Below are 26866 nucleotides of genomic sequence, written 5' to 3'. Positions count from 1 at the left end.
CATTTGACAAGTGCACGCTGTTGAGTTCTCAAGGATCGGATGCTCCCACGACCCAGCCATCACGACCAGGCCCGCAGGGCAACTTCTCTATCTTAGCCATCCCGACCCGCTTGTCAAATCGGCGCGCCGTGCGGATCTCGGATCCGCTGCGCAGCCGGTGACAGCCGCAGAAGGGGTGGATCTCCCATCCTAGACGCAAGCGTCTGATCTCTCAAGTGAGAGAGGATCGGGAGTGGTTCTCCGCTTGAGGGGGGTGAAGCTCTGGGCTTCTCCGCTTCCCTGTGGGGCGAACAAGTAATAAGTTACGTGGATTCCGGGGGTCTGGCAAATCGGGCGCACTCCCCCGGGCGTGTCGCAGGCCCTCATGCGCCTGATTCCCCCGGATCAGCCAGGGTTTCCGGCCACTTCGCGGCCAGGAGTAGCATCTCGCCATGGTCTCCGGTCGTCCCACCTCCGCCGCTGAGCTGCTCGCCCGCGTCGTGATCGAGGCGGGCGGGGACGCGTCGCAGGCCCCGACGGACTCGGGCCTCCGTGCCCTCGGGGGCGTCCCGCTCTCGTCGCGCACGGCGACCGGCGATCTCGCTCTCGTCAGCGTCGCAGCAGTGGCCCTCGCCGCGGGTATCGATCTCACGCGCGTCGACCCCGTCCGCGTCGCCGTCGCCTACCGGAGCGACAGGTATCTGGAGGTGGGCGGCACTCCCCCTCCCGTGTGGGCGCCCCTCTCCGGGTTCTGGGCGAGCGCGGATGGATGGGTCCGGACACACGGCAACTACCCGCACCACGCCCGCGCGCTTCGCACCGCGCTGGACCTGGACGACAGGGCAGGAGCGGAGGCCGTGGCCCGCACGCTGGAGACGCTGCACACCGCGGAGGCCGTCCGCCGGATCTCCGAAGCCGGAGGTCTCGCCGTGGCCGTCCGCCCTGAGGACCGCGCGGCCGATGAGGCTCTGCGGCGGACGCCCGTCGTGGACGTCGCGATCACGGAGGCGATCGGCCGACGACGGGGGAAGGACCGACGTCTCCCGTCGCCCGGTGCGGCGGGGCAGGCTCCCCTCGCCGGCGTCCGCGTCCTCGACCTCACGCGGGTGATCGCCGGTCCGGTGTGCACCCGGACCCTCGCGCTCCTCGGCGCGGACGTGCTCCGCATCGACCCGCCGCACCTCCCCGAGCTTCCGTGGCAGCATCTCGACACCGGTCACGGCAAGCGCACCGCGCTGCTCGATGCCCGAGGCGCTGCGCTGCACGACCTCCTGGAGACCGCGGATGCCGTCGTGCTCGGCTATCGTCCTGCGGCCCTGGAGCGCCTGGGCCTCTCCCCCGACGCGCTCGCCGCACGGTATCCGGGTCTGCTCGTCGCCCAGCTCAGCGCCTGGGGCACGTCTCACCCCGAGCGCGCCGGCTTCGACAGCCTGGTCCAGGCGGAGAGCGGCATCGCACTGATCGAGGGCGACGGCGGTCGGCCGGGCGCTCTTCCGGCTCAGGCATTGGACCACAGCGCCGGCTACCTCCTCGCCGCCGCCCTCACGCAACTGCTCCGCCACCGCGACGGGCACTCGCGAGTCGTGCGGACCTCCTTGCGTCGGATCGCCGCCGAGTTGCTCGGGATGCCGCGGACGCCCCGCGCGTCGGCGCTCCCCGAGGTGGACGCATCCGGCCACCTGGCCCGCTTCGACGTCGACGGGGAAACGATCGTGACGGCCGCCCCGGCACTCCCCGGCCTGGCGTTCGATGCCCCGCACGGGTGGGGCACGGACGCGCCGCACTGGTGAGGCGCGGGATCAGACCGCAGCGCGCGGCCGCCGCACCGCCAGTACGACGCAGAGGACCAGGGTCAGCACGCCCCACACCGCGCAGGCGGGCGGCAGCACCCGATATGCGAGATGCTGCACCGTGAACTCGGCGGACAGCGGACCGAACGCGAGCAGACCGCCGACCCACGCGATCACGAGGATCACCGGCAGCGAGAGCCACCACGCGACCCGCACGAACGTCGGAAGGACTCGGCGCGCGTCCGCTCGAGGCGTCGCGCGGCGCAGCCGCAGTGCAGCCCAGATCGCCAGGCCCAGCAGGCCGAGGGCACTCGAGCCGTACTGGAGCCACTTGTAGCCGTCGAAGGGACCCCAGGAGTCCGCGAGCGCGGGCAGCAGATCCACGCCCCACCGCGAGTCGTGCGTGAACGCATCCCAGAGGATGTGCGAGAGCACGCCCAGCATCGTCGAGAACACGAGCAGGAACGGATACAGCGGTCGCCAGCCCGCGTACCGCGGGCGGTCATCGCGACTCAGCGCCTCGATCGCCGCCCGGTATCCGGTCGCCCCCCAGCCGGCGGGCAGCCGCACGGACACCCATCCCGGCAGCAGCTCCAGGGTCGCCGGGCGCAGCAGGACACGCCAGAGGAGGAACAGCGCGAGAGCGAGCAGCGTCGTCCACACGAGGTTGACCGGATCGTGCAGGAAGCCGTAGTTGAGGCCGACGTTGCGCAGGAACAGCGAGATGTCCGGCGTCATCGCTCCGATCGCGATCGCCGCGGGGACGAGCGGCGTGCGCACGAACGGCAGCGCGACGATCGCGTGGCTCGGAGTGAACGGCATACGAGGCCGGGGTCAGCCCAGGAAGACGCCGGCGAGGGTCTTCTTCCCGCGACGCAGCACCGAGACACCGCCGGGCAGGGTGCCCTGCACGGTCGCGGCGTCGTCCTCCACCCGCTCCCCGTCGAGGGAGACGCCGCCCTGCGCGATGGCGCGGCGCGCCTCCGACAGGCTCGACACGAGACCGGTGGCGACGAGGGCGTCGACGACCGGAGTGCCCGCCGCGACCGTCGCATGCGGAAGCTCGTCGAGCGCCGTGCGCAAGGTCGCCGGGTCGAGAGTCGTCAGGTCGCCCTGCCCGAACAGCGCCTCGGACGCCGCGATCACGGCCGCCGTCGCCTCGACGCCGTGCACCGTCGCGACGACCTCGAGCGCGAGGCGCTTCTGGGCGGCACGGCGGAACGGCTCGGTCGCCACGAGCTCCGCGTACTCCTCGATCTCGGCCCTGGTCAGGAACGTGAACACCTTGAGGCGCTCGATCACGTCGGCATCGGCCGTGCTGAGCCAGAACTGGTAGAACGCGTACGGGCTCGTGAGCTCCGCGTCGATCCAGATCGCGTTGCCCTCGCTCTTGCCGAACTTCGTGCCGTCGCTGTTGGTGATCAGCGGGGTGCCGATCGCGTGGACGGACACCCCTTCGACCCGGTGGATGAGGTCGGTGCCACTGGTGAGATTGCCCCACTGATCGGAGCCGCCCGTCTGCAGCACGCAGTCGTACTGCCGGTAGAGCTCGAGGAAGTCGAGCCCCTGGAGGATCTGGTAGCTGAACTCGGTGTAGCTGATCCCGGCGTCGGAGTTCAGGCGCGCGGCCACCGCGTCCTTCTTCAGCATGGTGCCGACGCGGTAGTGCTTGCCGATCTCGCGGAGGAAATCGATCGCGGAGAGCGGCGCCGTCCAGTCGAGGTTGTTCACCATGCGGGCGGCGTTGTCCCCTTCGAAGCTGAGGTAGCGCTCGACCTGTCCGCGCAGACGGTCGACCCATTCCGCCACCGTCTCGCGGGTGTTGAGCGTGCGCTCCGCGGTGGGCCGCGGGTCGCCGATCAGACCGGTGGACCCACCGACGAGACCGAGCGGCTTGTGCCCGGCGAGCTGGAGGCGGCGGAGCAGGAGCAGCTGGACGAGGTGCCCGAGGTGCAGGCTGGGCGCCGTCGGGTCGAAGCCGCAGTAATACGTGACGGGATCTCCCGCGAGCAGGGCGCGCAGCGCCTCCTGGTCGGTGGACACATGGACGAGGCCACGCCACACGATCTCGTCCCACACGTTCTCGAACGTGGGGTCGATCGCCTGCGGCGCGGTCGTCAGAGCGGGAGTTGACACGCGCTCCAGGCTAGCAGCGGACGACCGCCCCGCTGCGTCGCGCGGAGGGGTGTCAGCTGTGCGCGGCCCACCACACGAGGAACGCGGCGCCGAGGCCGATGACCCAGCTCACGAGGCTGCCGACGAGGAAGTACTCCGCGCGGGCCCCGGTCTCCCCGTCGCGGGAGATCTCCGGGAAGCGGACGATGCCCTTGGCGGCGAGCATGGCCGCGAGCACGGGGTACGCCACGGCCAGGGTGAGGATCATCACGAGGACGCGTTCGAGCGGGCCGATGAGCCGCCCGCCCTTGAAGCCGTGGCGCGGATCGGCGGGGATCACGGCGGACACCGCAGGGGCATCGGCCGCAGGCTGGTCGGTCGGTGCGGATGCGATGACCGGAGGCACCGGCTCCGCCACCTCCGCGGGGCGCCAGGTGTGCTCGCCGTCCAGAGCCGCGCGGACGACGAGGTTGGCGGATTCGAGCAGGAAGACACCGGCGCCGAGAGCGAGCACGGCCAGATCGAACGGCACCTCGCCGAACGGCGAGCGGAGCGTCCAGAGCTCGCCGATGAGACCGGCGGCATTCCTCGATCCGCCCCAGACCACGGCGCCGATGCTGAGGGCCGCCAGCGCGACGGCCGGCCAGAACCCGGCACGGGACGGCCCCTCGTCCGGCATGCTCCAGGCCCACAGCGCTCCGGCACCGAGTCCGAGGAGGGCCGGCAGCAGCGCGTCTCCGCCGATGCCGAGGAGGAGGACCACAGCCGCGGCCACGACGTAGCCGACCCACCGCCGAGGCACGAACTGGCGGACGAGGTCGGTCGCGCCGATGGCCAGGAGGACGAAGCCCGCGAGGATCATGCGGTCTCCCCCCGGAGCGCGGCCACACCCTCGATGACAGCGGCGGCTCCCGCGCTCCGCAGCGATTTGGACACGCTCGGCTGGGAGATGCCCTCCTGGGCGGCGAGCTCCTGCTGGGACCGGCCGACCAGGCGCCCGTACGTGAGGTGGCGCTCGCGCGTGCTCATCGCCCCGACGAGCTCGTCGCGCGCAAGGACATACGCGTTGGACGCGGCGATCACGGTCTCCATGACCTCATCCTGGCCCGGGGCTCCGACAATCCAGGTGCGCGTGCGCGGCACGGCGCGCTGTTCGCGGGCGTGCACGGTCTCGATCGCGGCGCGCGCCGCATACCACCCAGGGCCGTCGGCCAGCTCACCGTGCACAGACGCGACCGGTCGGACCGTGCCGATGCCGACGCCGAAGCGGAACGCGAGGCCCTCAGGCAGTCGGAGCTGGACCATGAGGAGGGAGAGGAGCGCGTCGGGAAGCTCGCGGTAGACGCCCTGCTGCTCGTCCCCTACCGTGGGCGTGAGCGGCTGGACCGCCAGCGGACGGTCGCGTTCGACCTGCGCGATGGTCTCGTCGAGGGCACGCTGTGCGGCACTCCGGTCCCCGAGCTCTCGGGAACCCACGATGTCGGCGATCACGGCGATGACCATGAGATAACCGTAACACGAATATCCGAGTTTTATGCCTTATATGGTTATAGATAGGAAATATGCCTGATTCACGCATCATCGACTGGACCGATGGCACCTGGACCCACGCCCCCGCGTTGACGCGCATCGACGGGCATCTCGACGCCACCGCGATCGAGGGCAGCGATGCCTGGCGTCACACCGCGTACGGCTTCGTGCACGACTCCGAGCATGCACTGCTCGCTCCGCTGGAGGTCGGTGAAGCGATCGAGGTCGCCTTCCGCGCGCCGTGGGAGGGGCAGTTCGACCAGGCGGGCCTCTTCGTCCGCGCCGATGACGAGCACTGGATCAAGGCGGGAGTCGAGTTCGCCGACGGCCACCTCGGGCTGGGCGCCGTCGTGACCGCCGGCCGCTCGGACTGGTCAATCGGCTACGTCGACGACTGGCGCGAGAGCGAGATCACCGTCCGGGTCAGCCGCTGGGCGGACGCGATGATCGTGCGGGCCCGCGCGGACGACGGACCGTGGCGACTCGTCAGGGTGGCTCCCTTCGCCGGTGACACGGCCGTCTCCGCAGGACCGTTCCTCGCAGCACCCACCCGGGAGGGCCTGACCGTCCGGTTCACCCGGTGGGAGCGCTCGGCCGCCGACGGCGACCTGCACTGAGGCGCGGTCGCCGCCGGAACGACTACAGGCCGAGCGCGTGCGCGGCGGCCTGCGCGCGGGCGACGAGCTCCGCGCGCTGCTCGGCCACCCGCTCGGGCGCGGTGCCGCCGACACCCGTGCGCGACGCGACGGATCCCTCGATCGTGAGCACCTCGCGCACCGCGGGGACGAGGTGGGGCGACACCGACAGCAGCAGCTCGTCGGAGGCGTCCTCCAGCCCGATCCCCTGTTCCTCGCAGGCGCGCACGAGTGCTCCGGAGATCTCGTGGGCATCGCGGAACGGCACCCGCCGCTTCACCAGCCACTCGGCGACGTCGGTCGCCAGCGAGAACCCCTGGGGGGCGAGCTCGGCCATGCGCTCCGTGTGGAAGCGCAGCGTCGCGACCATCCCCGCGAACGCCGGCAGCACGACCTCGAGCGTCTGCACGGAGTCGAAGACCGGCTCCTTGTCCTCCTGCAGATCGCGGTTGTAGGCGAGCGGCAGCCCCTTGAGCGTCGCCAGCAGGCCGGACAGGTTACCGATGAGACGCCCGGACTTGCCGCGCGCGAGCTCGGCGATGTCCGGGTTCTTCTTCTGCGGCATGATGCTGGATCCGGTGGAGTAGCCGTCGTCGAGGGTGACGAAGCCGAACTCGCGGGTGTTCCAGAGGATGATCTCCTCGGAGAGTCGGGAGAGGTCGACGCCCGTCATCGCCGCGATGAACGCGAACTCCGCGACGACGTCCCGCGCGGCGGTCCCGTCGAGGGAGTTCTCCGCCGGCCGGTCGAGACCGAGCTCCGTCGCCACGAGAGCGGGGTCGAGGCCCAGCGTCGATCCCGCCAGCGCTCCCCCGCCGTACGGGGAGACACCGGCACGCCGGCGCCAGTCGACGAGACGTTCGAGCTCGCGCACCAGCGGCCACGCGTGAGCCTGGAGGTGATGGGCGAGCAGCACCGGCTGCGCGTGCTGAAGGTGCGTGCGTCCGGGCAGGATCGCGTCGGGGTGTGCCTCGGCCTGCGCCACGAGCGCATCGATCACGCGCAGCAGGTCACGGGCGATCACCCGGGCGTGATCGATCAGGTACATCCGCACGAGAGTGGCGATCTGGTCGTTCCGGCTGCGTCCGGCGCGGAGGCGTCCGCCCAACTCCGGACCGAGCTCGGCGATCAGCGCCTGCTCGAGCGCACCGTGCACGTCCTCGTCGGTGGGCAGCGGCTGCAGGGTGCCGTCGGCGACCTTGCGCGCTACGGCGTCGAGGCCCTCGTGCATGCGGGCGGCCTCATCCGGTTCGAGGTACCCCGCCGCGGCCAGCGCCGTGGCATGCGCGTGGGAACCCGCGATGTCGTACGGCGCGAGGATCCAGTCGAAGTGCGTCGAACGGCTCAGCTCGACGAGCTCCGGCGACGGACCGGTGGCGAACCGCGCGCCCCAGAGCGCGCCCTCGTTGGTGCCTTCGTGCGAGCCGGCCATCACGCGTCCTTCTTCCCGAGGAGCCAGACCAGCAGGGCCTTCTGGGCGTGCAGACGGTTCTCCGCCTCGTCCCAGACCACGCTCTGCGGACCGTCGATGACGGCGGAGTCGACCTCGTAGCCGCGGTCGGCGGGGAGGCAGTGGATGAAGATCGCGTCGTCGTGCGCGAGCTCCATCGTCTCCGGCGTGACCTTGTAGCCGCCGAGGTCGCGGATCCGCGCGAGCTTCTCCTCCTCCTTGCCCATCGACACCCAGGTGTCGGTGACGACGACGTCAGCGCCCGCGGCCGCCTCGACCGGATCGGTGAAGAGCGTGATCGATCCGCCGGTCTCCCCGGCGCGGCGGTCGGCCGCTTCGATCACGTCGGCGCGCGGCGCGTAGTCCTCCGGCGACGCGATGCGCACGTGCATGCCCGCCGTGACGCCGGCGAGCGCGTAGGAGTGCGCCATATTGCTCTGGCCGTCGCCGAAGAACGTCAGCGTGAGGCCCTTCAGATCGCCCTTGTGCTCGCGGATCGTCAGCAGGTCGGCGAGGAGCTGGCACGGGTGGAAGTCGTCGGACAGTGCGTTGACCACGGGGACCCGCGTGCCGGCGGCCATCTCCTCCAGGCCCGATTGCGCGTACGTGCGCCACACGATCGCGGCGACCTGGCGCTCGAGGACGCGCGCCGTGTCGGACGGCGTCTCCTTCCCGCCGAGCTGGCTGCTCGCGGTGGAGATGATGAGCGGGGTGCCGCCGAGGTCGGCGATGCCCACGGCGAACGAGACGCGCGTCCGGGTGGACGACTTGTCGAAGATCACGGCGACGGTCTGCGGGCCGGCGAGGCTCTTGTCCGCCCAGCGGTCCTTCTTGAGCTCGAGGGCGAGATCGAGGATCTCCGCCTGCTCGGCGGGCGTCAGATCGTCGTCGCGCAGCAGGTGGCGGGTCATGCGGGGACCTTTCCGGTGGCGGAGGAGTGGACGTCGGAGAGAGCGGCGGTGAACAGCTCGCGGAACTCCGCCAGCTCCGCGTCGCCGATGGTGAGTGCCGGCGCGACGCGCACGGTCTCGGGGTTGGCGGCGTTGACGATGAGACCGCGGTCCTGGGCGGCGGCGACCACCGCACCCGCCACGGGCTGGGTGAGCGCGACGCCGACGAGGAGTCCGCGGCCGCGGACGCCCTCGATCAGCGGGGAGTCGATGCCCAGGATGATCTCCCGCAGCTCGGCTCCGCGGCGCGCGGCGTTGTCGACGAGGTCGGCGCGCTCGATCTCGGCCAGCACCGCGTCCGCCACGGCCGTCGCGAGCGGGTTCCCGCCGAAGGTGGAGCCGTGCGAGCCGGGCGTGAACAGGGCACTCGCGGCGCCGTAGGTGACGAGGGCGCCGATCGGGAACCCGCCGCCGATGCCCTTCGCGAGCGTGATGGCGTCGGGCGTGATGCCCTCGTGGCTGAACCCGAACCAGGCGCCGGTCCGTCCTGCCCCTGTCTGGATCTCGTCGATGATGAGCAGGGCTCCGTGTGCGAGGGTCAGCGAGCGCGCGGCGGCGAGGTAGCCCTCCGGGAGCTCGACGACGCCGGCCTCACCCTGGATCGGCTCCACGATGACGGCGGCGACCCGGTCATCCATCGCGGCCTCCAGCGCATCGATCGTGGCCGGGATGTGCTCGACCCCTCCGGGCATCGGAGCGAACGGCGCGCGCATGGACTCCTTGGCCGTGAGCGCGAGCGAGCCCATCGTGCGGCCGTGGAAGCCGTTCTCCAGCGCCAGGATGCGGGGACGCTCCGCGCCGCCGTGCAGACGGGCGAGCTTGAACGCGGCCTCGTTGGCCTCGGCACCCGAGTTCGAGAAGAAGACCCGACCGTCGATCCCCGCGCCGGCGAGGCGCTTGAGCCGGGCCGCGAGCGCGAGCTGCGGTGGGGTCGCGAAGTAGTTGGAGACGTGCGCGAGGGTGGCGGCCTGCCGCGACACCGCATCGACGAACACCGGGTGCGCGTGCCCGAGCGAGGTCACCGCGATGCCGGCGAGGAAGTCGAGGTAGCGTCGGTCTTCGGCGTCCCACAGGTACGAGCCCTCACCGCGGGTCAGCAGCGCGAGGCGCTCCCCCGCGTTGAGCACGAGATCACGTGCCGCGTCGTCCTGCCAGACGGTCATGCCGTCGCCCCTTTCTCTCCCAGGACCACTTCGGTCCCGATTCCCTTGCTGGTGAACAGTTCGACGAGCACCGAGTGCGGGACCCGTCCGTCGATGATCGCGGCCGCGTCGACGCCACCCTCGACCGCATCGAGGCATGCGCGCATCTTCGGGATCATGCCCGACTCCAGGCGCGGCAGCATCTCCACGAGAGCGCCCGACGTCAGATGCGACACGAGCGAGTCCCGGTTGGGCCAGTCGGCGTACAGTCCCGGCACGTCGGTGAGGATGACGAGCTTGCGCGCACCGAGGGCCACGGCGAGCGCGGCAGCCGCGGCATCCGCGTTGACGTTGAGCGACTGCCCCGGGTGGTCGAGGTCGGGCGCGATGCTCGACACGACCGGGATCCGCCCTGCGGCGAGATGATCGAGCACCGGCGTCGGGTCGACCTGGACCACGTCGCCCACGCGGCCGAGGTCCACCTCCTCGCCGTCGATCATCACACCGCGGCGGCGGCCGCCGAAGAGCCCGGCGTCCTCACCGCTGAGGCCGGTGGCGATGGGGCCGTGCGAGTTGATCTTCGACACGAGCTGCGGGTTCACCTGGCCCGTGAGCACCATCCGCACGACGCCGATGGCCTCGGTGTTGGTGACGCGATATCCGCCCTTGAACTCGCTGGGGATCTCCAGGCGCTGGAGCATGTCGGAGATCTGCGGCCCACCGCCGTGCACGACCACCGGCTGCACGCCGACGTAGCGGAGGTACGCGATGTCCTGAGCGAAGGCCTCCTGCAGCTCGTCCGAGACCATCGCGTTGCCGCCGTACTTGACGACGACGATCTGGTCGCGGAACTTCCTCAGCCACGGCAGCGACTCGATGAGGGTGGTCGCCTTCTGGGCCGCGATGTCCGGCGTGGTGTCCTGGATGTCGGTCATGAGGCGTAGGCGCTGTTCTCGTGCACGTAGTCGTGGGTGAGGTCGTTCGTGAGGACCGTGGCGGTGGCCTCCCCGACCTTGAGGTCGATCATCAGGTGCGTCGCTCGCGGCGTCAGGTCGACCTCCTCGCGCGGGCGGTCCGGGCCACCGGCGGTGCACACGCGGACGCGGTTCATCCACACGTCGACGTCGTACGGGTCGAACTGCGCGGCCGTGGTGCCGATCGCCGCGAGCACGCGTCCCCAGTTCGGGTCGTTGCCGAAGATGGCGGCCTTGAACAGGTTGTTGCGGGCCACCGAGCGGCCGACCTCGACGGCATCCTGCTCGGAGACGGCGTGCTGCACCTCGATCGTGATGTCGTGGCTCGCGCCCTCCGCGTCGCCCTGCAGCTTGACCGCGAGCCCCTGGCAGAGCGTGGTGAGCGCCTCGGCGAAGTCGTCGAGATCGGGGACGACCTCGGAGGCGCCGTTGGCGAGCAGCGTCACCTGGTCGTTGGTCGACATGCAGCCGTCCGAGTCGAGGCGGTCGAACGTACGTCCCGTCGCCCGACGCAGGGCCTCGTCGGCCTGGAGCGGTTCGAGCACGGCGTCGGTGGTGAGCACCACGAGCATCGTCGCCAGACCGGGGGCGAGCATGCCCGCGCCCTTCGCCATGCCACCGATCGTCCAGCCGTCGCGGGTCACGACGGCCGTCTTCGCGACGGTGTCCGTGGTCATGATGGCGTGCGCGGCGCTCTCCCCGCCGTCCGAGCTCAGCTCGGCGATCGCCTGCGCGGTGCCGGCCAGGACCTTCTCGCGGAAGACCTCGTCGCCCGTCCCGATGAGCCCCGTGGAGCAGACGAGCACGTCGCCCGCGCTGATGCCGAGCAGCTCGGCCGCCTTCTCCGCGGTCTGGTGGGTCGTCTGGAACCCGAAGCTGCCGGTGAAGCAGTTCGCCCCGCCGGAGTTGAGGACGACGGCCTCGACCACGCGGTCCGCGACGGCCTGCTGGGACCAGATGATGGGGTTGGCCTTGGCGCGGTTGCTCGTGAAGACGGCAGCGCCGACCTTCCGGGGGCCGCGGTTGACCACGACGGCGACATCGGGCTTGCCGGTGGACTTGAGTCCGGCGGCGACTCCGGCCGCCTCGAATCCTGCGGGGGCGGTGACGCTCACGGGGCGACTCCGTTCACTGAGAGGGCGCGGGTCTCGGGAAGCCCCAGCGCGATGTTCATGGACTGGACGGCAGCTCCGGCGGTGCCCTTGACGAGGTTGTCGACAGCGGTGACCACCGTCACGCGGTTCGCGGCGCGGTCGATCGCGAGGCCGACGAGGGCTGTGTTCGCCCCGAGCACGTCGGCGGTGCGCGGGAAGCTGCCCTCCGGGAGCAACTGCACGAAGGTCTCGTCGCCGTAGGCGCTCTCCCACGCCTGGCGGATCTCGGCGTCGCTCACGCCGTCGACGATCGGCGCCGTGGAGGTGGCGAGGATGCCGCGCGACATCGGCACGAGGACCGGGGTGAAGGAGATCCGGATGTCCTGGGTCCCTGAGCCTGTCGAAGGGCCTGAGCCTGTCGAAGAGCGGGCGGCGGCGAGCGCCTGTCGGATCTCCGGGATGTGGCGGTGCGTGCCGCCCACCGCATACGGGTTGGCGGAGCCGAGGATCTCGGAGGCGAGGAGGTTCGTCTTCAGGCTCTTGCCCGCCCCGGACGGGCCGACGGCCAGGACGGAGACGATGTCGCCCGGGTCGATCACGCCGGCTGCGACACCGGGGGCGAGGCTGAGGCTCACCGTGGAGGCGTTGCAGCCGGGTGCGGCGATCCGGGTCGCGCCGCGGAGCGCCTCGCGCTGCTTGCCCCCTCCGACGAGGAGCTCGGGCACGCCGTACGTCCAGGGCTCGTGGAACGCCCCGCCGTAGAAGGCGTCCCACTCCGTCGAGGAGGTGAGCCGGTGGTCGGCCCCCGCGTCGATCACGAGCGGGGTGTCGCCGAGGGCGTCCGTGTACTGTCCGGACTGGCCGTGCGGGAGGGCGAGGAACACGATGTCGTGTCCGGCGAGGATCTCCGGCGTGGTGTCCTGCAGCGTGAGGTGGGCGAGCGAGCGGAGGTGCGGCTGATGGGCGACGAGGGGCTGTCCGGCGTTCGAGTGCGCCGTGACGGTGCGGATCTCGACGTCGGGATGTGCGGCCAGGAGGCGCAGGATCTCGCCGCCTGCGTAGCCGGAGGCGCCGGAGACGGCGACGGAATACGTCATGCTTCTACCTTAACGGTCGGGTCCTCGACGATCTCGGGACCGGGGGCGGGGCCGGAGGCGGCGACACCGGCACTCGACCGCCGCGCGGACGCAGACAGAAGGGCGGGGTCGCCTAGAATCGGCGGCCGCGACGTCGGCGCACGGCGATGACGCTCGGGACGAGCGTCGAAGGAGCGGTGGCGACCGAAGGCATGCGGCGACGATAGCGCGGGCGCGTCCGGCACCGCAAATCCCGGGCGTCATACGACAGCGCGCGCGACCGGTGCGGCGAAGAAGGCGCGTTCGTGTGCGCTCGAGGTGAGGAAGGCGCGCCGCATCCGTTCCCGGCCGATGTCGTCGGTCCTCGCGGCCGCAGCGGCGACATGCGCGACGGCCTGCCGCGTGGCCTCCGCGAAGGCCGGATCCGCGTAGGTCGCGAGCCACGACGCGTAGGGATGCCGGGGGTCGCGGGGCGCCGCGCCGAACGCTCCGGCATGGAGTCGCTCCCCCAGGTCGGTGTAGAGCCAGAAGCACGGCAGCACTGCCGCGATCAGTGCGGCGTAGTCGCCGCCGAACGCGACCGAGCGCAGATGGTCGAGGTAGGCGATCGTCGCCGGGGCGGGCTCGGTGGCGAAGGTGGCGCCGCTCACGCCGGTCTCCGGTGTCAGCCACGACGCGTGCAGCTCCAGCTCGCCGCGGATCGCGCCGTGCGCTGCCTCGGCCCAGAACGCCTGCTCGTCGGGGGCCGGGGCGAGGCGCGACGCCTCCGCGAGCACCCTGGCGTACTCGCGAAGGTACAGGGCGTCCTGCGCGAGGTAGAAGACGAAGGCATCGCGGTCGAGCGTCCCGTCGGCGAGCGCACGCACAAAGGGCAGCGCATCGATGTCGCGGCGGATCGCGGCAGTCTCATCCCACCAGGCCACGGCCACCTCCTCCGGCGTCGACCGGGTCTCGACCCCGCCGCGTGCCCAGAGTCCCGCGAAGGGATGGATCGGGCCGTGTCCTCGCCCGATCTCCAGGTCGTCCGCCGCGCGGAGGGACTCCCGCAACCAGGCGCGCGCGGCGCGGACCGCGGTCGCGGGATCGTCGCCCCGCGCCAGTCGTGTGGCCAGAGCCGTGGACAGCGAGCAGCCGGTGCCGTGGGTGTTCTCCGTCATGATGCGCGCCCCGGGGAACTCCGCGTGCGTACCGGCTGCCGTGTCGATCAGGGCGTCCGGTGCCTCGTCCCCGGGCAGATGCCCGCCCTTCACCAGCACCGCGGTCCCCGTATCGGCCGACAGCTCTCGCGCCGCGGCGAGCGCGTCCGCCCAGCCCGCCACCTCGCGCCCCGCGAGGACGGCGAGTTCGGCGAGGTTCGGGGTGACCACGGTCGCCAGGGAGAGCAGGCCCCGCAGCTCGCGCTCTGCGTCGGGGTCGAGCAGTCGGTCTCCCGAGGTGGCGATCATGACGGGGTCCAGCACGACGATCGGGGGCTGCGTCGTCCGGAGCCAGGCGGCGACCGTGCGGATCACCTCCCCGTCCGCGAGCATGCCGATCTTCACGGCGTCGATGCGGATGTCGTCGGCGACAGCGTCGAGCTGCGCCCGCAGGAACTCCGCGGGAGGGACATGCACGGCGCGGACGCCCTGCGTGTTCTGCGCGGTCAGGGCTGTGAGGGCTGCCATGCCGTAGCCCCCGTTCGCGGCGATCGCCTTGAGATCGGCCTGGATGCCCGCACCTCCGGACGGATCGCTGCCGGCGATGCTGAGCACGTGCGGCACCGCCCGTGCGAACCAGTGTCGCCGGAAGGCCGCGGCGGCGGCCCGGGGGTCCTCTGCCGCGCACAGCGCCGAGACCACCGCGATCCCGGACGCGCCGGCCTCACGCAACGCCGCCGTGTCCTCCAGGTCCACCCCACCGATCGCGACGCACGGCAGCGGACTGCGCGCGACGAATGCGGCGAAGCCGTCGATGCCGAGCGGCGCCGGATGGTCGGGCTTCGTGCGCGTGGGGCGGATGACTCCGACCCCGAGGTAGTCCACCGTGCCCGGCGGCAGGGCGGCGACCTCGTCGAGGTGCGCGGAGGTGTTCGCCGTGAGCCCGATCAACGCCTCCGGGCCGAGAAGCTCGCGCGCGCGGAGCACCGAGGCATCCGCCTGGCCGAGGTGCACCCCGTCCACCCTGGCACCGCGACGACGGGCCTCGACGGCCGCATCGAGGCGATCGTTCACGACGAGCAGCGCGCGACCGTCGATGGCCGCGGACAGGGCGAGGAGCTGCACGACGGTCTCCTCGTCCGTCGCCTTCTTGTCGCGCAGCTGCACGATCCGGACGCCGCCGGCGACGGCCTCTCGCACGGTCGCGACCACCCCGCGTGTGCCACACAGCGACCGATCGGTGACGAGGTAGAGGGACAGGTCGACGGTCATCGGGCCTCCTCCTCGACGCGGGCGCGGGCGCGGAGGTCCGCCGGAGTCACGGCGGACAGGGCGTCGAGCAGTGCGACGGGGAAGCTGCCCGGTCCGCGGGAGAGTTCCGCTGCCTGCTCGGCTGCGACCGTGTAGACGAGGGTCGCCGCGGCCACCGCCGTCAGCGCATCTGTCGCGGAGCCACGGGCCACCCCGAGGAACGCCGCCATCACCGCGCCCAGGGCACACCCGCCGCCGGTCACCCGTGTGAGGAGCTCATGCCCGTTGGCGATGCGGATCACCCGCTCCCCGTCGGTGAGGAGGTCGATGGGGCCCGAGACGGCGACCAGGGAGCCGTGCCGGTGGGCGACCTCGCGGGCCGCCGCAGCCGCCGCCTCGGTCCCGTCCGTCGCGTCGACACCGCGGCCGCCACTGCTGTGTCCGGCCAGCGCGAGGATCTCCGACGCGTTGCCGCGGATGGCGGTGGGGCGCAGCGCGGCGAGCTCGTGCGCGAGCGCCGTCCGCACCGGGAGGGTGCCGATCGCAACGGGATCGAGTACCCACGGCGTGCCGGCGGCGAGCGCTCCCGCCACGGCCTCCCTGCTCGCCGCCCGCTGCTCCGGGGTCGGCGTCCCGAGGTTGATGAGAAGCCCCGACGCGGCAGCGGCGAACGGCTCGGCCTCGCCGACGATGTCGACCATGGCCGGCGCCGCCCCGAGCGCCAGCAGCACGTTGGCGGTGAACCCCGTCACGACGGCGTTCGTGATGCAGTGCGTCAACGGCGGCGTGGCCCGGACCTCCTCCCGCAGCCTCCCCGCCGTGACGGCGAGGTCGAGGACGGATTGCGGACGCACAGGATCGCTCATCGGCGACATCCCTTCGCTAGTACGAACTAGATCAGGTTCGACGGGTGTGATCTCAGCCGCGGATGCGGCACCCCGTGTCACTGCATCGCAGTCTAGCGAGCGAGGGCGTCGAGCAGCGCCCGCTCCTCCGTCCGCGTGAGTCCGGCGCGGCGCTCCCGGTCCACGCCCCGTTCGCGCTCGTCCGCTACGACATGCTCCACCGTCTCGTCGAGGGGGCGGAGCGGGCCCCCGCTGCGCCGGTACCGCGCATTCGAGCGGGTCATGAATCCGCGCATCTCGGGCGGCAGCCACAGCGGCAGCGAGCGCGGCCCCGCCCAGTACGCAACGCCTTCGGCGACGAGGCGCTCCTCCGTGCCGACGACGACCGGCCCAGCGTGCCCCGTGGCCGCGCGCACCGTCCGGAGCACGTCCTCCAGGTCGCGCACGTCGCCGATCGCGTTCACGGCACCGGTGACGGTGGCGGACACGACGAACGCAGCGACGTCCTCGACGTCGATGACCTGCGTCGTGCGCCCTTCGAGCGGGGGAAGCAGCACCGGCTCATCCAGGGCCCGGAGGAACGCCGCCGCCCAGTAGCCGAAGCGATCGCTCGGGTCGCCGTCGCCGACGATGAGGCCGGGCCGGACGAGGAGTGCGCGATCGCCGACGCCCGCCTGCACGGCATCCTCCGCCGCGACCTTCTGTCGCGCGTAGTCGTCGTCCTCACCGGCCTGCGCCGCCGGGTGCCGCGATGCCGACTCGTCGGTCCCGACCGTCTCGTCGTCGCGGTACACCGACATCGACGAGATGTACGTCCACCGAGCGGCACGGTCGCCGAGCGCACGGACCGCCCCGGAGACATGATCGGCGCGGGAGGAGACGTCGACGACGTGGTCCCAGTCCGTGCGCGACACGACGTCGTAGGCGTCATCCTCATCGCGGTCCGCGAGAACGAGGGTCGCTCCCGGCGGCGCCGGGCGTCCGCCGCGGGCCAGGCAGGTCACGGTCGCCCCTGCCCCGAGCGCATGCGCGGCGATGCGCCCCGACAGCCATCCGGTTCCCCCGAGGATCAGCACATCCGTCATGTGCCCATGTCATCAGGATCGACGACTCGGGGGAAGGGCCTCCGCTCAGAGCGGAGCGGCAGGACAGGCCGTCACGCGAGTACAGGCGTCACGCGAGCGCAGCCCACCACGCGAGCACAGGCCATCACGCAAGCACAGGCCACCGGCACTGCTGTCGCCTGATGCCGCGCGAGCGCCTGATGCCGCGCGGCCTCCCGAGGAAGCCGCGCGGCATCGCGGTCAGTCGCGGAGGGCGGCGCCGAAGCGCTCCGCGGCCACGGCGACGCCCGCCATCTTCGCCGCGGAGGCCTCCGCGGCGGTCAGCGTGCGGTCGTCGGCGCGGAAGCGCAGGGCGAACGTCAGCGACTTCGATCCCTCGGGCACGCCCTCGCCGCGGTAGTCGTCCACGAGCCGGACGGACTCCAGCAGTGCACCCGCGCCCTCCGCGAGAGCCGCGCGGACCTCGCCCGCCGGCACCTCGGCCGGGAGCGTGAGCGAGACGTCCTGCGTCGCGGCCGGGAACGTGGAGAGCGATGCCGCCACGATGCGTCCGCCGGCGAGCGTGAGCAGCCGGTCGAGGTCGAGCTCCAGCACGGTGGCGCGACCCGGCAGGTCAGCCTCCTCGGCGACGGCGGGATGCAGCTCGCCGACGTAGCCGACCTCCTCGCCGGCGGCGACGAGCGCACCGGTGCGTCCGGGGTGGAGCGCGGCGCGCTGCGTCTGCACGACGTCGATCTCGATGCCCGCCGCGGCCCCGATCACGCGGACCGCGTCGAGCGCCTCGACGAGCCCGGCGGCCTCGGCGGCACGACCCGGCTGGCGCGGCGACACGTTGCCGGTCAGCAGCACCGCGACGTGGCGCTCCTGCGGCGGGATGGAGGCGTCGAGCGCGGCGAGCACCTCATCCGACGGCCGGACGCCGAGCGGCGGGACCTCGGCGGTGCCGTACTCCACGCCCGGCTCCGGGACGAACACGGCGCCCGTCTCGAACAGCGCGAGGTCGGTGAGCCCGCGCGAGATGTTGCGGTGCGCGGTCTGCAGCAGACCGGGGATGAGTGAGCGCCGTAGGAACGGCACCTGCCCGTCGAGCGGGTTCGCGAGGCGGATGCTGGGCAGGTGCTCACCGGACGCGGAGCCGTGCAGATCGTTCTGCGCCTCGGTCGTGAACGGGAACGCCGGGGTCTCGACGAATCCTGCGGCGGCGAGAGCGTTCACCACGCGGCGACGCCCCTGCTGATGTGCCGTGAGACCGCGGCCGGACGGCGGCGTCGGCAGCACGGAGGGGATGCGGTCGAGTCCGTGGATGCGGGCGACCTCCTCGGCGAGTGTCCACTTGTCGGTGAGGTCGGGGCGCCAGGTCGGCGGGATGACCGTCCACCCGGAGCCACCCTGGGTCCCTGAGCCTTCGGCCTGGGTCCCTGAGCCTGTCGAAGGGCTGACCTCGGCCCCGATCGTCGTCAGCGCGCCGGTGATCTCGTCGTCGGTGTAGTCGACGCCGATCAGCCCCTGCACGAAGCCGCGCGGGAGCTCGATCTCGGCGACGAACACCTCGGCGAAGAGCGCTCCGCCCTCCTCCGTGAGCGTGCCGCCGGCGAGCTCGACCATGAGGTCGGCTGCGCGGCGGGCCGCGACGAAGGGGATCAGCGGGTCGACGCCGCGCTCGAAGCGCTTGGACGCCTCGCTCGGGAGCTTGTGCCGACGGGCCGTGCGGGCGATGGTCGTCGCGTCGAAGGTCGCCGCCTCGATGAGGACGTTCCGCGTGGTGTCGCTCATCTCGGTGGTGCCGCCGCCCATGACGCCCGCGAGGCCGATGGGACCAGAGTCGTCGGTGATGAGGAGGTCTTCGACGTGCAGCTTCCGCTCCACGCCGTCGAGCGTGGTCATCGTCTCCCCCGGCGTCGCGCGCCGGACGGTGATGCCGCCCGTGAGCTTGTCCAGGTCGTAGCCGTGCAGCGGCTGCCCGAGCTCGAGCATGACGTAGTTCGTGATGTCGATGAGCACACCCAGCGACCGCATGCCGGCGAGGCTGAGGCGCGCGATCATCCACTGCGGAGTCGGCCGCGACGGATCGACGTCGCGCACGACCCGGGTGACGAACTCGCTCGCGCCGACCTTGCCCCGCACCGGCGCCTGGTCGTCCACCACGGCGGTGTGTCCGGAGCCGGGCTGCAGCTCGGCGAAGTCACGCTCGGCCGGGTCGCGGAACGCCGCCCCCGTGGCGTGGGAGTACTCACGGGCGACACCGCGCACCGAGAACGCGTAGCCGCGGTCCGGCGTGACATTGATCTCCACCGCGACGTCGTCGAGGCCCAGCAGCGCGATCGCGTCCGTGCCCACGGGCGCATCGATGCCGAGGTCGCTCAGCACGACGATGCCGTTGTGCTCGTCGCCGAGCCCCAGCTCGCGCGCCGAGGCGATCATGCCGTCGGACACGTGGCCGTAGGTCTTGCGGGCGGCGATGGGGAACGGGCCGGGGAGGACAGCGCCGGGCAGGGTCACGACGACCTTGTCTCCGACGACGAAGTTGTGCGCGCCGCAGACGATCCCACGGACGCCGCCGTGCTCGGGGCCGACGTCCACCTGGCACCAGTTGATCGTCTTGCCGTTCGACTGGGGTTCCGGCTCGAGGGAGACGACCTGGCCGACCACCACGGGACCCGTGATGTCGAACCGGTGCACGTCCTCCTCTTCGAAGCCGACGGTCACCAGTGCCGCGAGGACGTCCTCGGGCGTGGCATCCGCTGCCAGATCGACGTACTCACGCAGCCACGAAAGCGGGACGCGCATCACACCACCATCCCGAACTGCTCGCTGAAACGGACATCGCCCTCGGCCATGTCGCGCATGTCCTGCACATCGCTGCGGAACATCAGGCCCCGCTCGATGCCCATGCCGAACGCGAAGCCGCTGTACACCTCCGGGTCGATCCCGGCCGCGCGCAGCACGTTCGGGTTGACCATGCCGCAGCCGCCCCACTCGATCCAGCGCGCGCCACCCTTGAAGGTCGGGTGCCACAGGTCGAGCTCGGCGGACGGCTCGGTGAAGGGGAAGTAGTTCGTGCGGAAGCGGGTCTTGGCCTCCGGGCCGAAGAGCTGCTTCGCGAAGTGGTCGAGTGTGCCCTTGAGGTGCGCCATCGTGATGCCCTTGTCGACGACCAGGCCCTCGAACTGCGTGAAGACCGGGAGGTGCGTGGCGTCGAACTCGTCGGTACGGTACACGCGGCCCGGGCACAGCACGTAGATGGGGACCTCGCGGTCGAGCATGGATCGAACCTGCACGGGGCTCGTGTGCGTACGCATGACGAGGTGGCGCGACGTCGGGTCGACGTAGAAGGTGTCCTGCTCCTGACGGGCGGGGTGATCGACGTCGAAGTTCAGGGCGTCGAAGTTGAACCACTCGTGCTCGAGCTCCGGCCCCTCCGCGATCTCCCACCCCATGCCGACGAAGATGTCCTCGACGTGGTCCTGCAGGAGGGCCAGCGGGTGGCGGGCGCCCACGCGCGTCCGCGACGGGACGGCGGTGATGTCGACGCGCTCGGCCTCCAGACGCGCGGCGACCTCGGCGGCGGCCAGCTCGGCCTCCTTCGCCGCGAGCGCCTGGTTCACACGACCGCGGCCCTGACCGACGAGCTTACCGAACGCGGCCTTGTTCTCGGGGGCGACCTGGCGCATCGAGGCGTTCAGGACCGCGAGCGGCGATCCCTCCGCGACGTGCGCCGCACGGGCGGCTTTCAGCGCGGCGGTGTCGGCGGCCGCCTCGATCGCCGCGAGGGCGTCGGCGACAGCGGCTTCGACCGCTTCGGGGGTGATTTCCGGAGACTCTGACACGGGAGTCGAGTCTACCGGCGCGGGACAGGCGTCCCGCGCCGGTCGTGGCTCACACCGCCAGTCCGCCGGAGTTGTTGCTGTCGTGCTTACCGAGACCCCGCTGCATCACGATGAGCGACGTGTTCGTCTCGCCGTCGTGCTGGCGGGGGTCCGGCTCCACGGGACCGGCCTTGGCCGAGCGCTTGGCCCGGCGCTGCAGGCGGTAGGCGACGTAGGAGAGCACGAGACAGACCGCGACGTACATCGAGCCGCCGACCATCGCGGCGGGGATCAGCGGCGACCCGTAGGGCGCCTGGTTGCCGATCTGGTTGATGACGTAGAGCAGCTCCTGGTACGTGATGATGAAGCCGAGCGCGGTGTCCTTCAGGGCCACCACGAGCTGCGCGATGATCACGGGCATCATCGCCCGGACGGCCTGCGGGACGAGGATGAAGTACATGACCCCCGTCTTGCGCAGGCCGATCGCGTAGCCGGCTTCCTTCTGCCCGCGCGGCAGCGACTCGATCCCGGCGCGGAGCACCTCCGCCAGCACGGAGCCGTTGTAGACGATGAGCGCGATGACGACCGCGTAGTACGGGGGCATCCGGATACCGATCACCGGGAGGCCGTAGTACAGCAGCATCATGAGGATCAGGACGGGGATCGCCCGCATGATCTCGATGATCCACCGCACCGGTTCCCGCACCCAGGCGTGCTCGGAGAGGCGGCCGATGCCGAGGACGAAGCCCAGCACGATCGAACCGACACCGGCGACCGCGAAGGCGGAGAGCGTGCTGAGCAGCCCCTCCCCGAAGCGCACCCAGACCGCCGAGTACGTGAAGATGTTCCACTTCTCCGCGGAGAACTGGCCGGTGGCGTACAGGCGCCAGACCACCCAGCCGAGCACGGCGAGGACGACGAGGATCGTGACGGCGCCGATGATCCGGTTGCGGGCGACGGCGCGAGGCCCGGGGACGTCGAACAGGACGGAACTCATCGCGCGATCCTCCACTTGTTCTCGAGTACGCGCTGCACCCAGCTCAGGAGCAGCACGAGCACGACGAAGATGACCATGACCCAGAGCAGCACGACGAGGGCGTTCTCGCCCCGCTCGCTGAGTGCCGCTCGGATCGTACCGAGGTTGACCACCGAGAAGCCGGCGGCCACCGTGGTGTTCTTCATGAGGGCGATGAGCACGCTCATGAGCGGCGGGACCACGGACCGCGTGGCCTGGGGCAGCACGACGAAGCGCATGACCTGGCCGAAGTTGAGGCCGATGGCCCGTGCCGCCTCCGCCTGTCCGACCGGCACCGTGTTGATGCCGGCGCGGATCGCCTCAGCGACGTAGGTGGCGGTGTAGATGCCGAGCGCGATCGTGGCGAGCAGCAGGGAGTTGACCCGCTCCCCGAGCAGGATCGGAAGGCAGAACGCGAAGAAGAACATCACCAGCGTGAGCGGGGTGTTCCGGATCCAGTTCACGTACACGGCGCCGACGCCGCGCGCGATCGGGACCGGGGACACGCGGGCCGCTCCGACGATGAGTCCGAGCACCACGGCGATGAGGCCACCGCCGAGGAACAGCGCGATGGTTCCCCACAGCGCTTCACCCCAGAGGTCGAGGTGGTCCGAGATCACTCCCACTGCTGTGCCTTTCGGTTCGTTTCCGCGTCAGGTCGACGCCGAGGAGGACGGGGGCGGCCGGTCGGACCGACCGCCCCCGCGAGATCAACCGACCGGGTCGACCTCGGGCTGCTCGGCCTTCACACCGGAGGCGCCGAGGTTGTTGTCGAAGATCTGCTGCCAGATGTCACCACCGTCGGTGAGCTGGGTGTTGAAGTACTCGACGAGCGCGTCGTCGCCCTTCGCCACACCGATGCCGTAGCGCTCCTCGCTGAACGGCTCGCCGACGACCTTGAGGTTGTCGGGGTCCTGGGCCGCGTAGCCGATGAGGATCGCCTCGTCGGTCGTGACGGCGTCGACCTGGCCGTTCTTGAGGTCCTCGACGCACTTGGAGTACGTGTCGTACTCCTTCGTCTTCACCTCGGGGTAGTTCTCCTTGATGTTCTGGATCGGCGTCGAACCCGTCGCCGAGCAGACCGTCGTGGAGGAGTCGAGGTCGTCGACGCTCGCGATGTCGCTGTCGGCCGCGACGAGGAGGCCCTGGCCGGTGACGAAGTAGGGACCGGCGAAGGCGATCTGCTCCTTGCGCTTGTCGGTAATCGAGTAGGTGCCGACGTAGTAGTCGATGTCGCCGTTGACGATGGCCTGCTCGCGGTTCGCGGAGGCGATCGCCTGGAACTCGATCTTCTCCGGGTCGACACCGAGGGATGCCGCCATCCAGCGGGCGATGTCGACGTCGAAGCCGGTGCGCTCGCCCGTCACGGGGTCGAGGTATCCGAGACCGGGCTGGTCCTCCTTGACGCCCACCTTGACGGTGCCCGACGAGGAGATGCGGTCGAACGTGGGGCTCCCCTCGATCGTGACGTCCTCCTCGATGGTCCAGGGCGTGCTGCTCGAGGCGTCGCCCTCGTCGCTGCCCGACGTGCCGGTGCTCGACGGCGTGCCGCTGTTGCAGGCCGTGAGCGCGAGCAGCGCCACCGTGGCGATCCCGAATCCGGCCAGTGTCCGTGTGCGTCGCATGTGCGTCTCCTTCGTGTGCTGTGCTGTGGGTGCTGGGTCTGGGAAGTCAGTGCGTGAGGAGCTTCGAGAGGAAGTCCTTGGCGCGGTCGCTCTTCGGGTTCGTGAAGAACTCCTCGGGCGTGGCCTCCTCGACGATCCGGCCGTCCGCCATGAAGACGACGCGGTCGGCCGCCTTGCGGGCGAAGCCCATCTCGTGGGTGACGACGATCATCGTCATGCCCTCCTGGGCGAGCTCGACCATGACGTCGAGGACCTCGTTGATCATCTCGGGGTCGAGCGCGCTCGTGGGCTCGTCGAAGAGCATGACCTTCGGCTGCATGGCCAGGGCCCGCGCGATCGCGACGCGCTGCTGCTGGCCGCCCGAGAGCTGCGCGGGGAGCTTGTTCGCCTGCTGCGCGACGCCGACCCGCTTGAGGAGCATCATCGCCTCGGCCTCGGCGTCGGACTTCTTCAGGCCACGGACCTTGATCGGGCCGAGCGTCACGTTCTCGAGGATCGTGAGGTGCGCGAAGAGGTTGAAGGACTGGAAGACCATGCCGACGTCGGCCCGCAGGTGCGCGAGAGCCTTGCCCTCCGCGGGCAGCTCCTTGCCGTCGATGCGGATGGAGCCGCTGGTGATGGTCTCCAGGCGGTTGATCGTGCGGCAGAGCGTCGACTTGCCCGAGCCGGAGGGGCCGATCACGACGACGACCTCCCCCGCGTTGACGGTCAGGTCGATGTCGCTGAGCGCCTGGAACTCGCCGTAGTGCTTCTGGACGTTCTCGACGACGACGAGCGGGGTTTCAGAGGTCATCATTTCTCCAAACTAGCCACGCGATGCGCGCGGTTCCAGGCACCACGGTGAGGTTTACACGTTCGTAATCACCTGATCGCAGCGCCAATGCATCCTCGCAGGGGCGCCCCACGGCCCGCCCCCTCGGGCCGCGGGATCGCCCTGCTGCCACGCTCCCAGCGACAGCAGGCAGCAGGTGTCCGATCGTGTGCGATCGACCTCACCCTGGCAGAGCGCGCCGACGCCTGTCAGGGATCTTGAGGATTTCTTGAGGGGACGCCCGTCACCGGCGCAGGCCGCGGTAGTACTCCTCCGCACCGGGGTGCAGGGGCACCGGCCCGGTGAAGATCGCGGACCGCCGGTCCAGCAACGCTGCCGCCGGGACGTCGGCGGCCAACATGGTGCGCGCCGCGAACAGGCCCGCGACGAGATCATGGACGACGCCGGGCGGGGTACTTCCGGCGGTGACGAGGTAGTTCGGCACCGCCAACGTCATCACGGAGGCATCGAGGCCGTAGGTGCCCGCGGGCACGTCGGCGGGCCGATACGCATGGGAGTACCGCTCGTTGACCGCATTGACCCAGTCCTGCTCGACCGGGAGCAGACGGACGTCGACGGTCTCCGCGAGGTCCGCGATGCCGGGCGTCGGCAGCCCGCCCACCCAGAAGAAGCCGTCGATCTCGCCGCGCTCCATGGCGGCGATGGACCCGCCGAGGTCGAGCTGCGGATCGTCGATCGTATCCGCGGCCACGCCGGCGGCGTGCAGCACCCGGGTCGCGATCACGTTCACCCCCGAGTTCTCGGCCCCGAGGGATATCGTCCCCCCGGCGAGATCCGCGAGATCGTCCAGGGCCGAGTCGTCGCGCACGACGATCTGCAGGTACTCGTCGTACAGGCGGGCGACCGCCTGCACGTCCAGCGGCTCGGCGAAGGCTCCCGTTCCGGCCACGGCGTCGGCCGCGGCATCGCCCTGCGCGAAGCCGAGGAGCGCCTCCCCCGCACTCACCCGCAGCAGGTTGTCGACCGATCCGGCGCTCTCCTCCGCCGTGAGATCGACGTCCAGCTCGCGCGACAGCTCGACCGCCAGGCGACTCCCGTAGTCGTGGTAGACCCCGGTGGGGCTGCCCGCGGCGATCACGGCGACGGTGTCCGTCCATCCCTCGGAACGCGGACTGCACGCGCTCAACGCGACCGCCGTCACGAGCGCGAGCATCCCGGCCATGACACGCCGTCCCCGCCCGCTCATGCCGCCGCCTCCGCGGGGAGGACGAGGGCCACGAGGAGCCCGCCGCCATCGGCGCCGCACACCCGCAGCTCGCCCCCGACCGTCGCGAGGAGGTCGGTCGCGATCGCGAGCCCGAGCCCGGTCCCCGGCATGTCGCCGCTGTCCGCGCTCCGCCAGAAGCGGTCCGCCGCCGACGAGGCGTCCTCCGGAGACAGACCAGGGCCGTGGTCGCGCACGGTGAGGTGGCATTCGCCGCCCACGCGCCGCGCGCCGACCTCGATGGACGAGCCCTCCGGCGAGTACTTCACCGCGTTGTCGATCGCGGCATCGAGCGCGCTCTCCACGATGGTGCGGTCGGTGATCGTCATGACCGACGGCTCCCCCGTGGGGCGCAGCCCGATGGCCCGCTGCGCCGCCACCTCCTGCCAGGCCTCCACCCGGCGGGCTGCGACAGCGGCCAGATCGACCGCGGACATCGTGGAGTCGGTGCGACCGCCGCGGGCGAGTCCGAGGAGGGTCTCCAGGATGCGGGTCATCCGCCGGCCCTCCTCCCTCGTCTCCTCGACGTCGTGGTCCCACTCGCGTCCCAGACCCGTCGCGAGGTGCTCGACGCGCAGCAGCAGCGCGTTGAGCGGATTCCGCAGCTCGTGCGAGGCGTTCAGCGCGAACTCCTGCTGCCGGGTCATGACGCGCTCGATCTCATCGGCCATGCCGTTGAACACCCGCGTCATGCGCCGCAGCTCGGGCGGCCCGGTGCCCTCGGCCACCCGGGCGTCCATCTCCCCCCGCTCGATCGCCGCCATCGTCTCGTCGAGGCGGCGCACCGGGGAGAGCACCCAGCGCGCCAGCCCGGCGACCAGGAGGATGCCGAGCGCGCACAGCAGCACGACGATCACGCCGAGCACGAGCGTCTGGCGCAGGATGACGGTCTGCGGCGTCTCCGTTCCTCCGCTCACGAGCACGGCGCCGATCACGTCGCCGTCGTCGAACACCGGCTCCACGAGCGCCGCGTCGGACACGACCCATGCGGAGGAGGTCGGCTGTTCGGCGCGGCGTCCGGAGAGCGCCAGCCGCACCCGCTGCGCGTCCTCCTCCGACAGGACCGTGTCGCCGTGATCCCCCGCCGCCCACGGGCTGCCGGTGAGATCGAACACGGTCACCTCGATCCCGTACACCTCCTGGAAGCGGCGGACTTCGGCGTCCATCACCGCCGGGCTCCCGGAGCGGAGCGCCTGCCTGGCGCTCGTCGCGAAGTAGCCGAGGTCGCCGAGCTGCTCCGCGTAGAACGACTGCTGGACGCTGCGCGCCGCGCTCCACCCGGTCACGCCGCCCAGCGCGACGAGCACGACGATCAACGGCACGAGGAAGACCACGGTCAGGCGGCGGCGCACG

At 71.3% G+C, this 26866-nt stretch carries 23 protein-coding genes and 1 riboswitch; of the genes, 2 read left to right on the top strand and 21 right to left on the bottom strand.

Annotated features, from left to right (window positions below):
- The first annotated feature begins 431 nt into the window (after window positions 1-431).
- A complete protein-coding gene (locus AB0310_RS17035) occupies window positions 432-1769 on the top strand; it encodes a CoA transferase (protein ID WP_366237688.1) in 1338 nt (445 codons plus the stop codon).
- 9 nt (window positions 1770-1778) lie between these two features.
- Here AB0310_RS17035 and AB0310_RS17030 read toward each other — a convergent pair whose 3' ends face one another.
- The 4 genes from AB0310_RS17030 to AB0310_RS17015 are packed head-to-tail and all read right to left on the bottom strand — an operon-like array spanning window position 1779 to window position 5387.
- Entirely contained in the window at window positions 1779-2591 is an 813-nt protein-coding gene (locus AB0310_RS17030) for a DUF4184 family protein (protein WP_259955161.1), read from the bottom strand.
- A 12-nt stretch (window positions 2592-2603) separates the two neighbouring features.
- Window positions 2604-3905, bottom strand: a complete 1302-nt coding sequence (gene tyrS, locus AB0310_RS17025) for a tyrosine--tRNA ligase (protein ID WP_259955162.1) — start codon at window positions 3903-3905, stop codon at window positions 2604-2606.
- 52 nt (window positions 3906-3957) lie between these two features.
- Window positions 3958-4746 (bottom strand): hypothetical protein, encoded by a 789-nt coding sequence (locus tag AB0310_RS17020; RefSeq protein ID WP_268776877.1) that lies wholly within the window; start codon window positions 4744-4746, stop codon window positions 3958-3960.
- Window positions 4743-5387, bottom strand: a complete 645-nt coding sequence (locus tag AB0310_RS17015; protein WP_336501793.1) for a SatD family protein — start codon at window positions 5385-5387, stop codon at window positions 4743-4745. The genes AB0310_RS17020 and AB0310_RS17015 overlap by 4 nt, the downstream gene beginning before the upstream one ends.
- Before the next feature lie 59 nt (window positions 5388-5446).
- Between AB0310_RS17015 and AB0310_RS17010 the strand changes: the two genes are divergently transcribed.
- Complete coding sequence (locus tag AB0310_RS17010; RefSeq protein WP_366237687.1) at window positions 5447-6031, top strand: DUF1349 domain-containing protein; 585 nt, start codon at window positions 5447-5449, stop codon at window positions 6029-6031.
- Window positions 6032-6053: 22 nt separating this feature from the next.
- Here the strand turns inward: AB0310_RS17010 and argH are convergent, their stop codons facing one another.
- From argH to AB0310_RS16925, 17 genes are all read right to left on the bottom strand, one after another.
- Window positions 6054-7481, bottom strand: coding sequence for an argininosuccinate lyase (gene argH / locus AB0310_RS17005; protein WP_366237686.1), 1428 nt, complete (start codon window positions 7479-7481; stop codon window positions 6054-6056).
- Complete coding sequence (argF, locus tag AB0310_RS17000; RefSeq protein ID WP_187661865.1) at window positions 7481-8410, bottom strand: ornithine carbamoyltransferase; 930 nt, start codon at window positions 8408-8410, stop codon at window positions 7481-7483. The genes argH and argF overlap by 1 nt, the downstream gene beginning before the upstream one ends.
- Complete coding sequence (locus tag AB0310_RS16995; RefSeq protein ID WP_366237685.1) at window positions 8407-9612, bottom strand: acetylornithine transaminase; 1206 nt, start codon at window positions 9610-9612, stop codon at window positions 8407-8409. The genes argF and AB0310_RS16995 overlap by 4 nt, the downstream gene beginning before the upstream one ends.
- On the bottom strand, window positions 9609-10526 hold the full coding sequence (gene argB / locus AB0310_RS16990; RefSeq protein WP_268776873.1) for an acetylglutamate kinase: 918 nt from the start codon (window positions 10524-10526) through the stop codon (window positions 9609-9611). Before argB ends, AB0310_RS16995 begins: the two co-directional genes overlap by 4 nt.
- A complete protein-coding gene (gene argJ, locus AB0310_RS16985) occupies window positions 10523-11680 on the bottom strand; it encodes a bifunctional glutamate N-acetyltransferase/amino-acid acetyltransferase ArgJ (protein ID WP_366237684.1) in 1158 nt (385 codons plus the stop codon). Before argJ ends, argB begins: the two co-directional genes overlap by 4 nt.
- Complete coding sequence (gene argC, locus AB0310_RS16980; RefSeq protein ID WP_366237683.1) at window positions 11677-12756, bottom strand: N-acetyl-gamma-glutamyl-phosphate reductase; 1080 nt, start codon at window positions 12754-12756, stop codon at window positions 11677-11679. Before argC ends, argJ begins: the two co-directional genes overlap by 4 nt.
- A 239-nt stretch (window positions 12757-12995) precedes the next feature.
- Complete coding sequence (locus AB0310_RS16975; RefSeq protein ID WP_366237682.1) at window positions 12996-15143, bottom strand: bifunctional hydroxymethylpyrimidine kinase/phosphomethylpyrimidine kinase; 2148 nt, start codon at window positions 15141-15143, stop codon at window positions 12996-12998.
- On the bottom strand, window positions 15140-15988 hold the full coding sequence (thiM, locus tag AB0310_RS16970) for a hydroxyethylthiazole kinase (RefSeq protein ID WP_366237681.1): 849 nt from the start codon (window positions 15986-15988) through the stop codon (window positions 15140-15142). The genes AB0310_RS16975 and thiM overlap by 4 nt, the downstream gene beginning before the upstream one ends.
- Window positions 15980-16073: riboswitch (TPP riboswitch) on the bottom strand. It overlaps the preceding gene by 9 nt.
- 7 nt (window positions 16074-16080) lie before the next feature.
- Window positions 16081-17052 carry an NAD-dependent epimerase/dehydratase family protein gene (locus AB0310_RS16965; RefSeq protein WP_366237680.1) on the bottom strand — a complete coding sequence of 324 codons (972 nt, stop codon included), beginning with the start codon at window positions 17050-17052 and terminating at the stop codon, window positions 16081-16083.
- Window positions 17053-17271: 219 nt separating this feature from the next.
- The gene (gene pheT, locus AB0310_RS16960; RefSeq protein ID WP_366237679.1) at window positions 17272-19818 is read right to left on the bottom strand and encodes a phenylalanine--tRNA ligase subunit beta; all 2547 of its coding nucleotides are present in this window, start codon (window positions 19816-19818) and stop codon (window positions 17272-17274) included.
- Window positions 19818-20858 (bottom strand): phenylalanine--tRNA ligase subunit alpha, encoded by a 1041-nt coding sequence (gene pheS, locus AB0310_RS16955; RefSeq protein ID WP_259955181.1) that lies wholly within the window; start codon window positions 20856-20858, stop codon window positions 19818-19820. The genes pheT and pheS overlap by 1 nt, the downstream gene beginning before the upstream one ends.
- A 49-nt stretch (window positions 20859-20907) precedes the next feature.
- Window positions 20908-21834 carry an amino acid ABC transporter permease gene (locus AB0310_RS16950; RefSeq protein ID WP_366237678.1) on the bottom strand — a complete coding sequence of 309 codons (927 nt, stop codon included), beginning with the start codon at window positions 21832-21834 and terminating at the stop codon, window positions 20908-20910.
- Entirely contained in the window at window positions 21831-22478 is a 648-nt protein-coding gene (locus tag AB0310_RS16945; protein ID WP_062636670.1) for an amino acid ABC transporter permease, read from the bottom strand. The genes AB0310_RS16950 and AB0310_RS16945 overlap by 4 nt, the downstream gene beginning before the upstream one ends.
- 84 nt (window positions 22479-22562) lie before the next feature.
- Window positions 22563-23477: a glutamate ABC transporter substrate-binding protein gene (locus tag AB0310_RS16940; RefSeq protein WP_187661877.1), complete on the bottom strand. Its 915-nt coding sequence runs from the start codon at window positions 23475-23477 to the stop codon at window positions 22563-22565.
- Between the two features lie 46 nt (window positions 23478-23523).
- Window positions 23524-24270: an amino acid ABC transporter ATP-binding protein gene (locus AB0310_RS16935; protein ID WP_060922536.1), complete on the bottom strand. Its 747-nt coding sequence runs from the start codon at window positions 24268-24270 to the stop codon at window positions 23524-23526.
- A gap of 262 nt (window positions 24271-24532) precedes the next feature.
- Window positions 24533-25495: a TAXI family TRAP transporter solute-binding subunit gene (locus AB0310_RS16930; protein ID WP_366237677.1), complete on the bottom strand. Its 963-nt coding sequence runs from the start codon at window positions 25493-25495 to the stop codon at window positions 24533-24535.
- Window positions 25492-26865 carry an ATP-binding protein gene (locus AB0310_RS16925; protein ID WP_259954180.1) on the bottom strand — a complete coding sequence of 458 codons (1374 nt, stop codon included), beginning with the start codon at window positions 26863-26865 and terminating at the stop codon, window positions 25492-25494. The genes AB0310_RS16930 and AB0310_RS16925 overlap by 4 nt, the downstream gene beginning before the upstream one ends.
- Window position 26866 lies beyond the last annotated feature (1 nt).

Origin of the sequence: Microbacterium meiriae (genome assembly GCF_040702565.1) — a bacterium.
Lineage (GTDB): Bacteria > Actinomycetota > Actinomycetes > Actinomycetales > Microbacteriaceae > Microbacterium > Microbacterium meiriae.
This window is presented reverse-complemented; position numbering and strand designations above follow the sequence as displayed.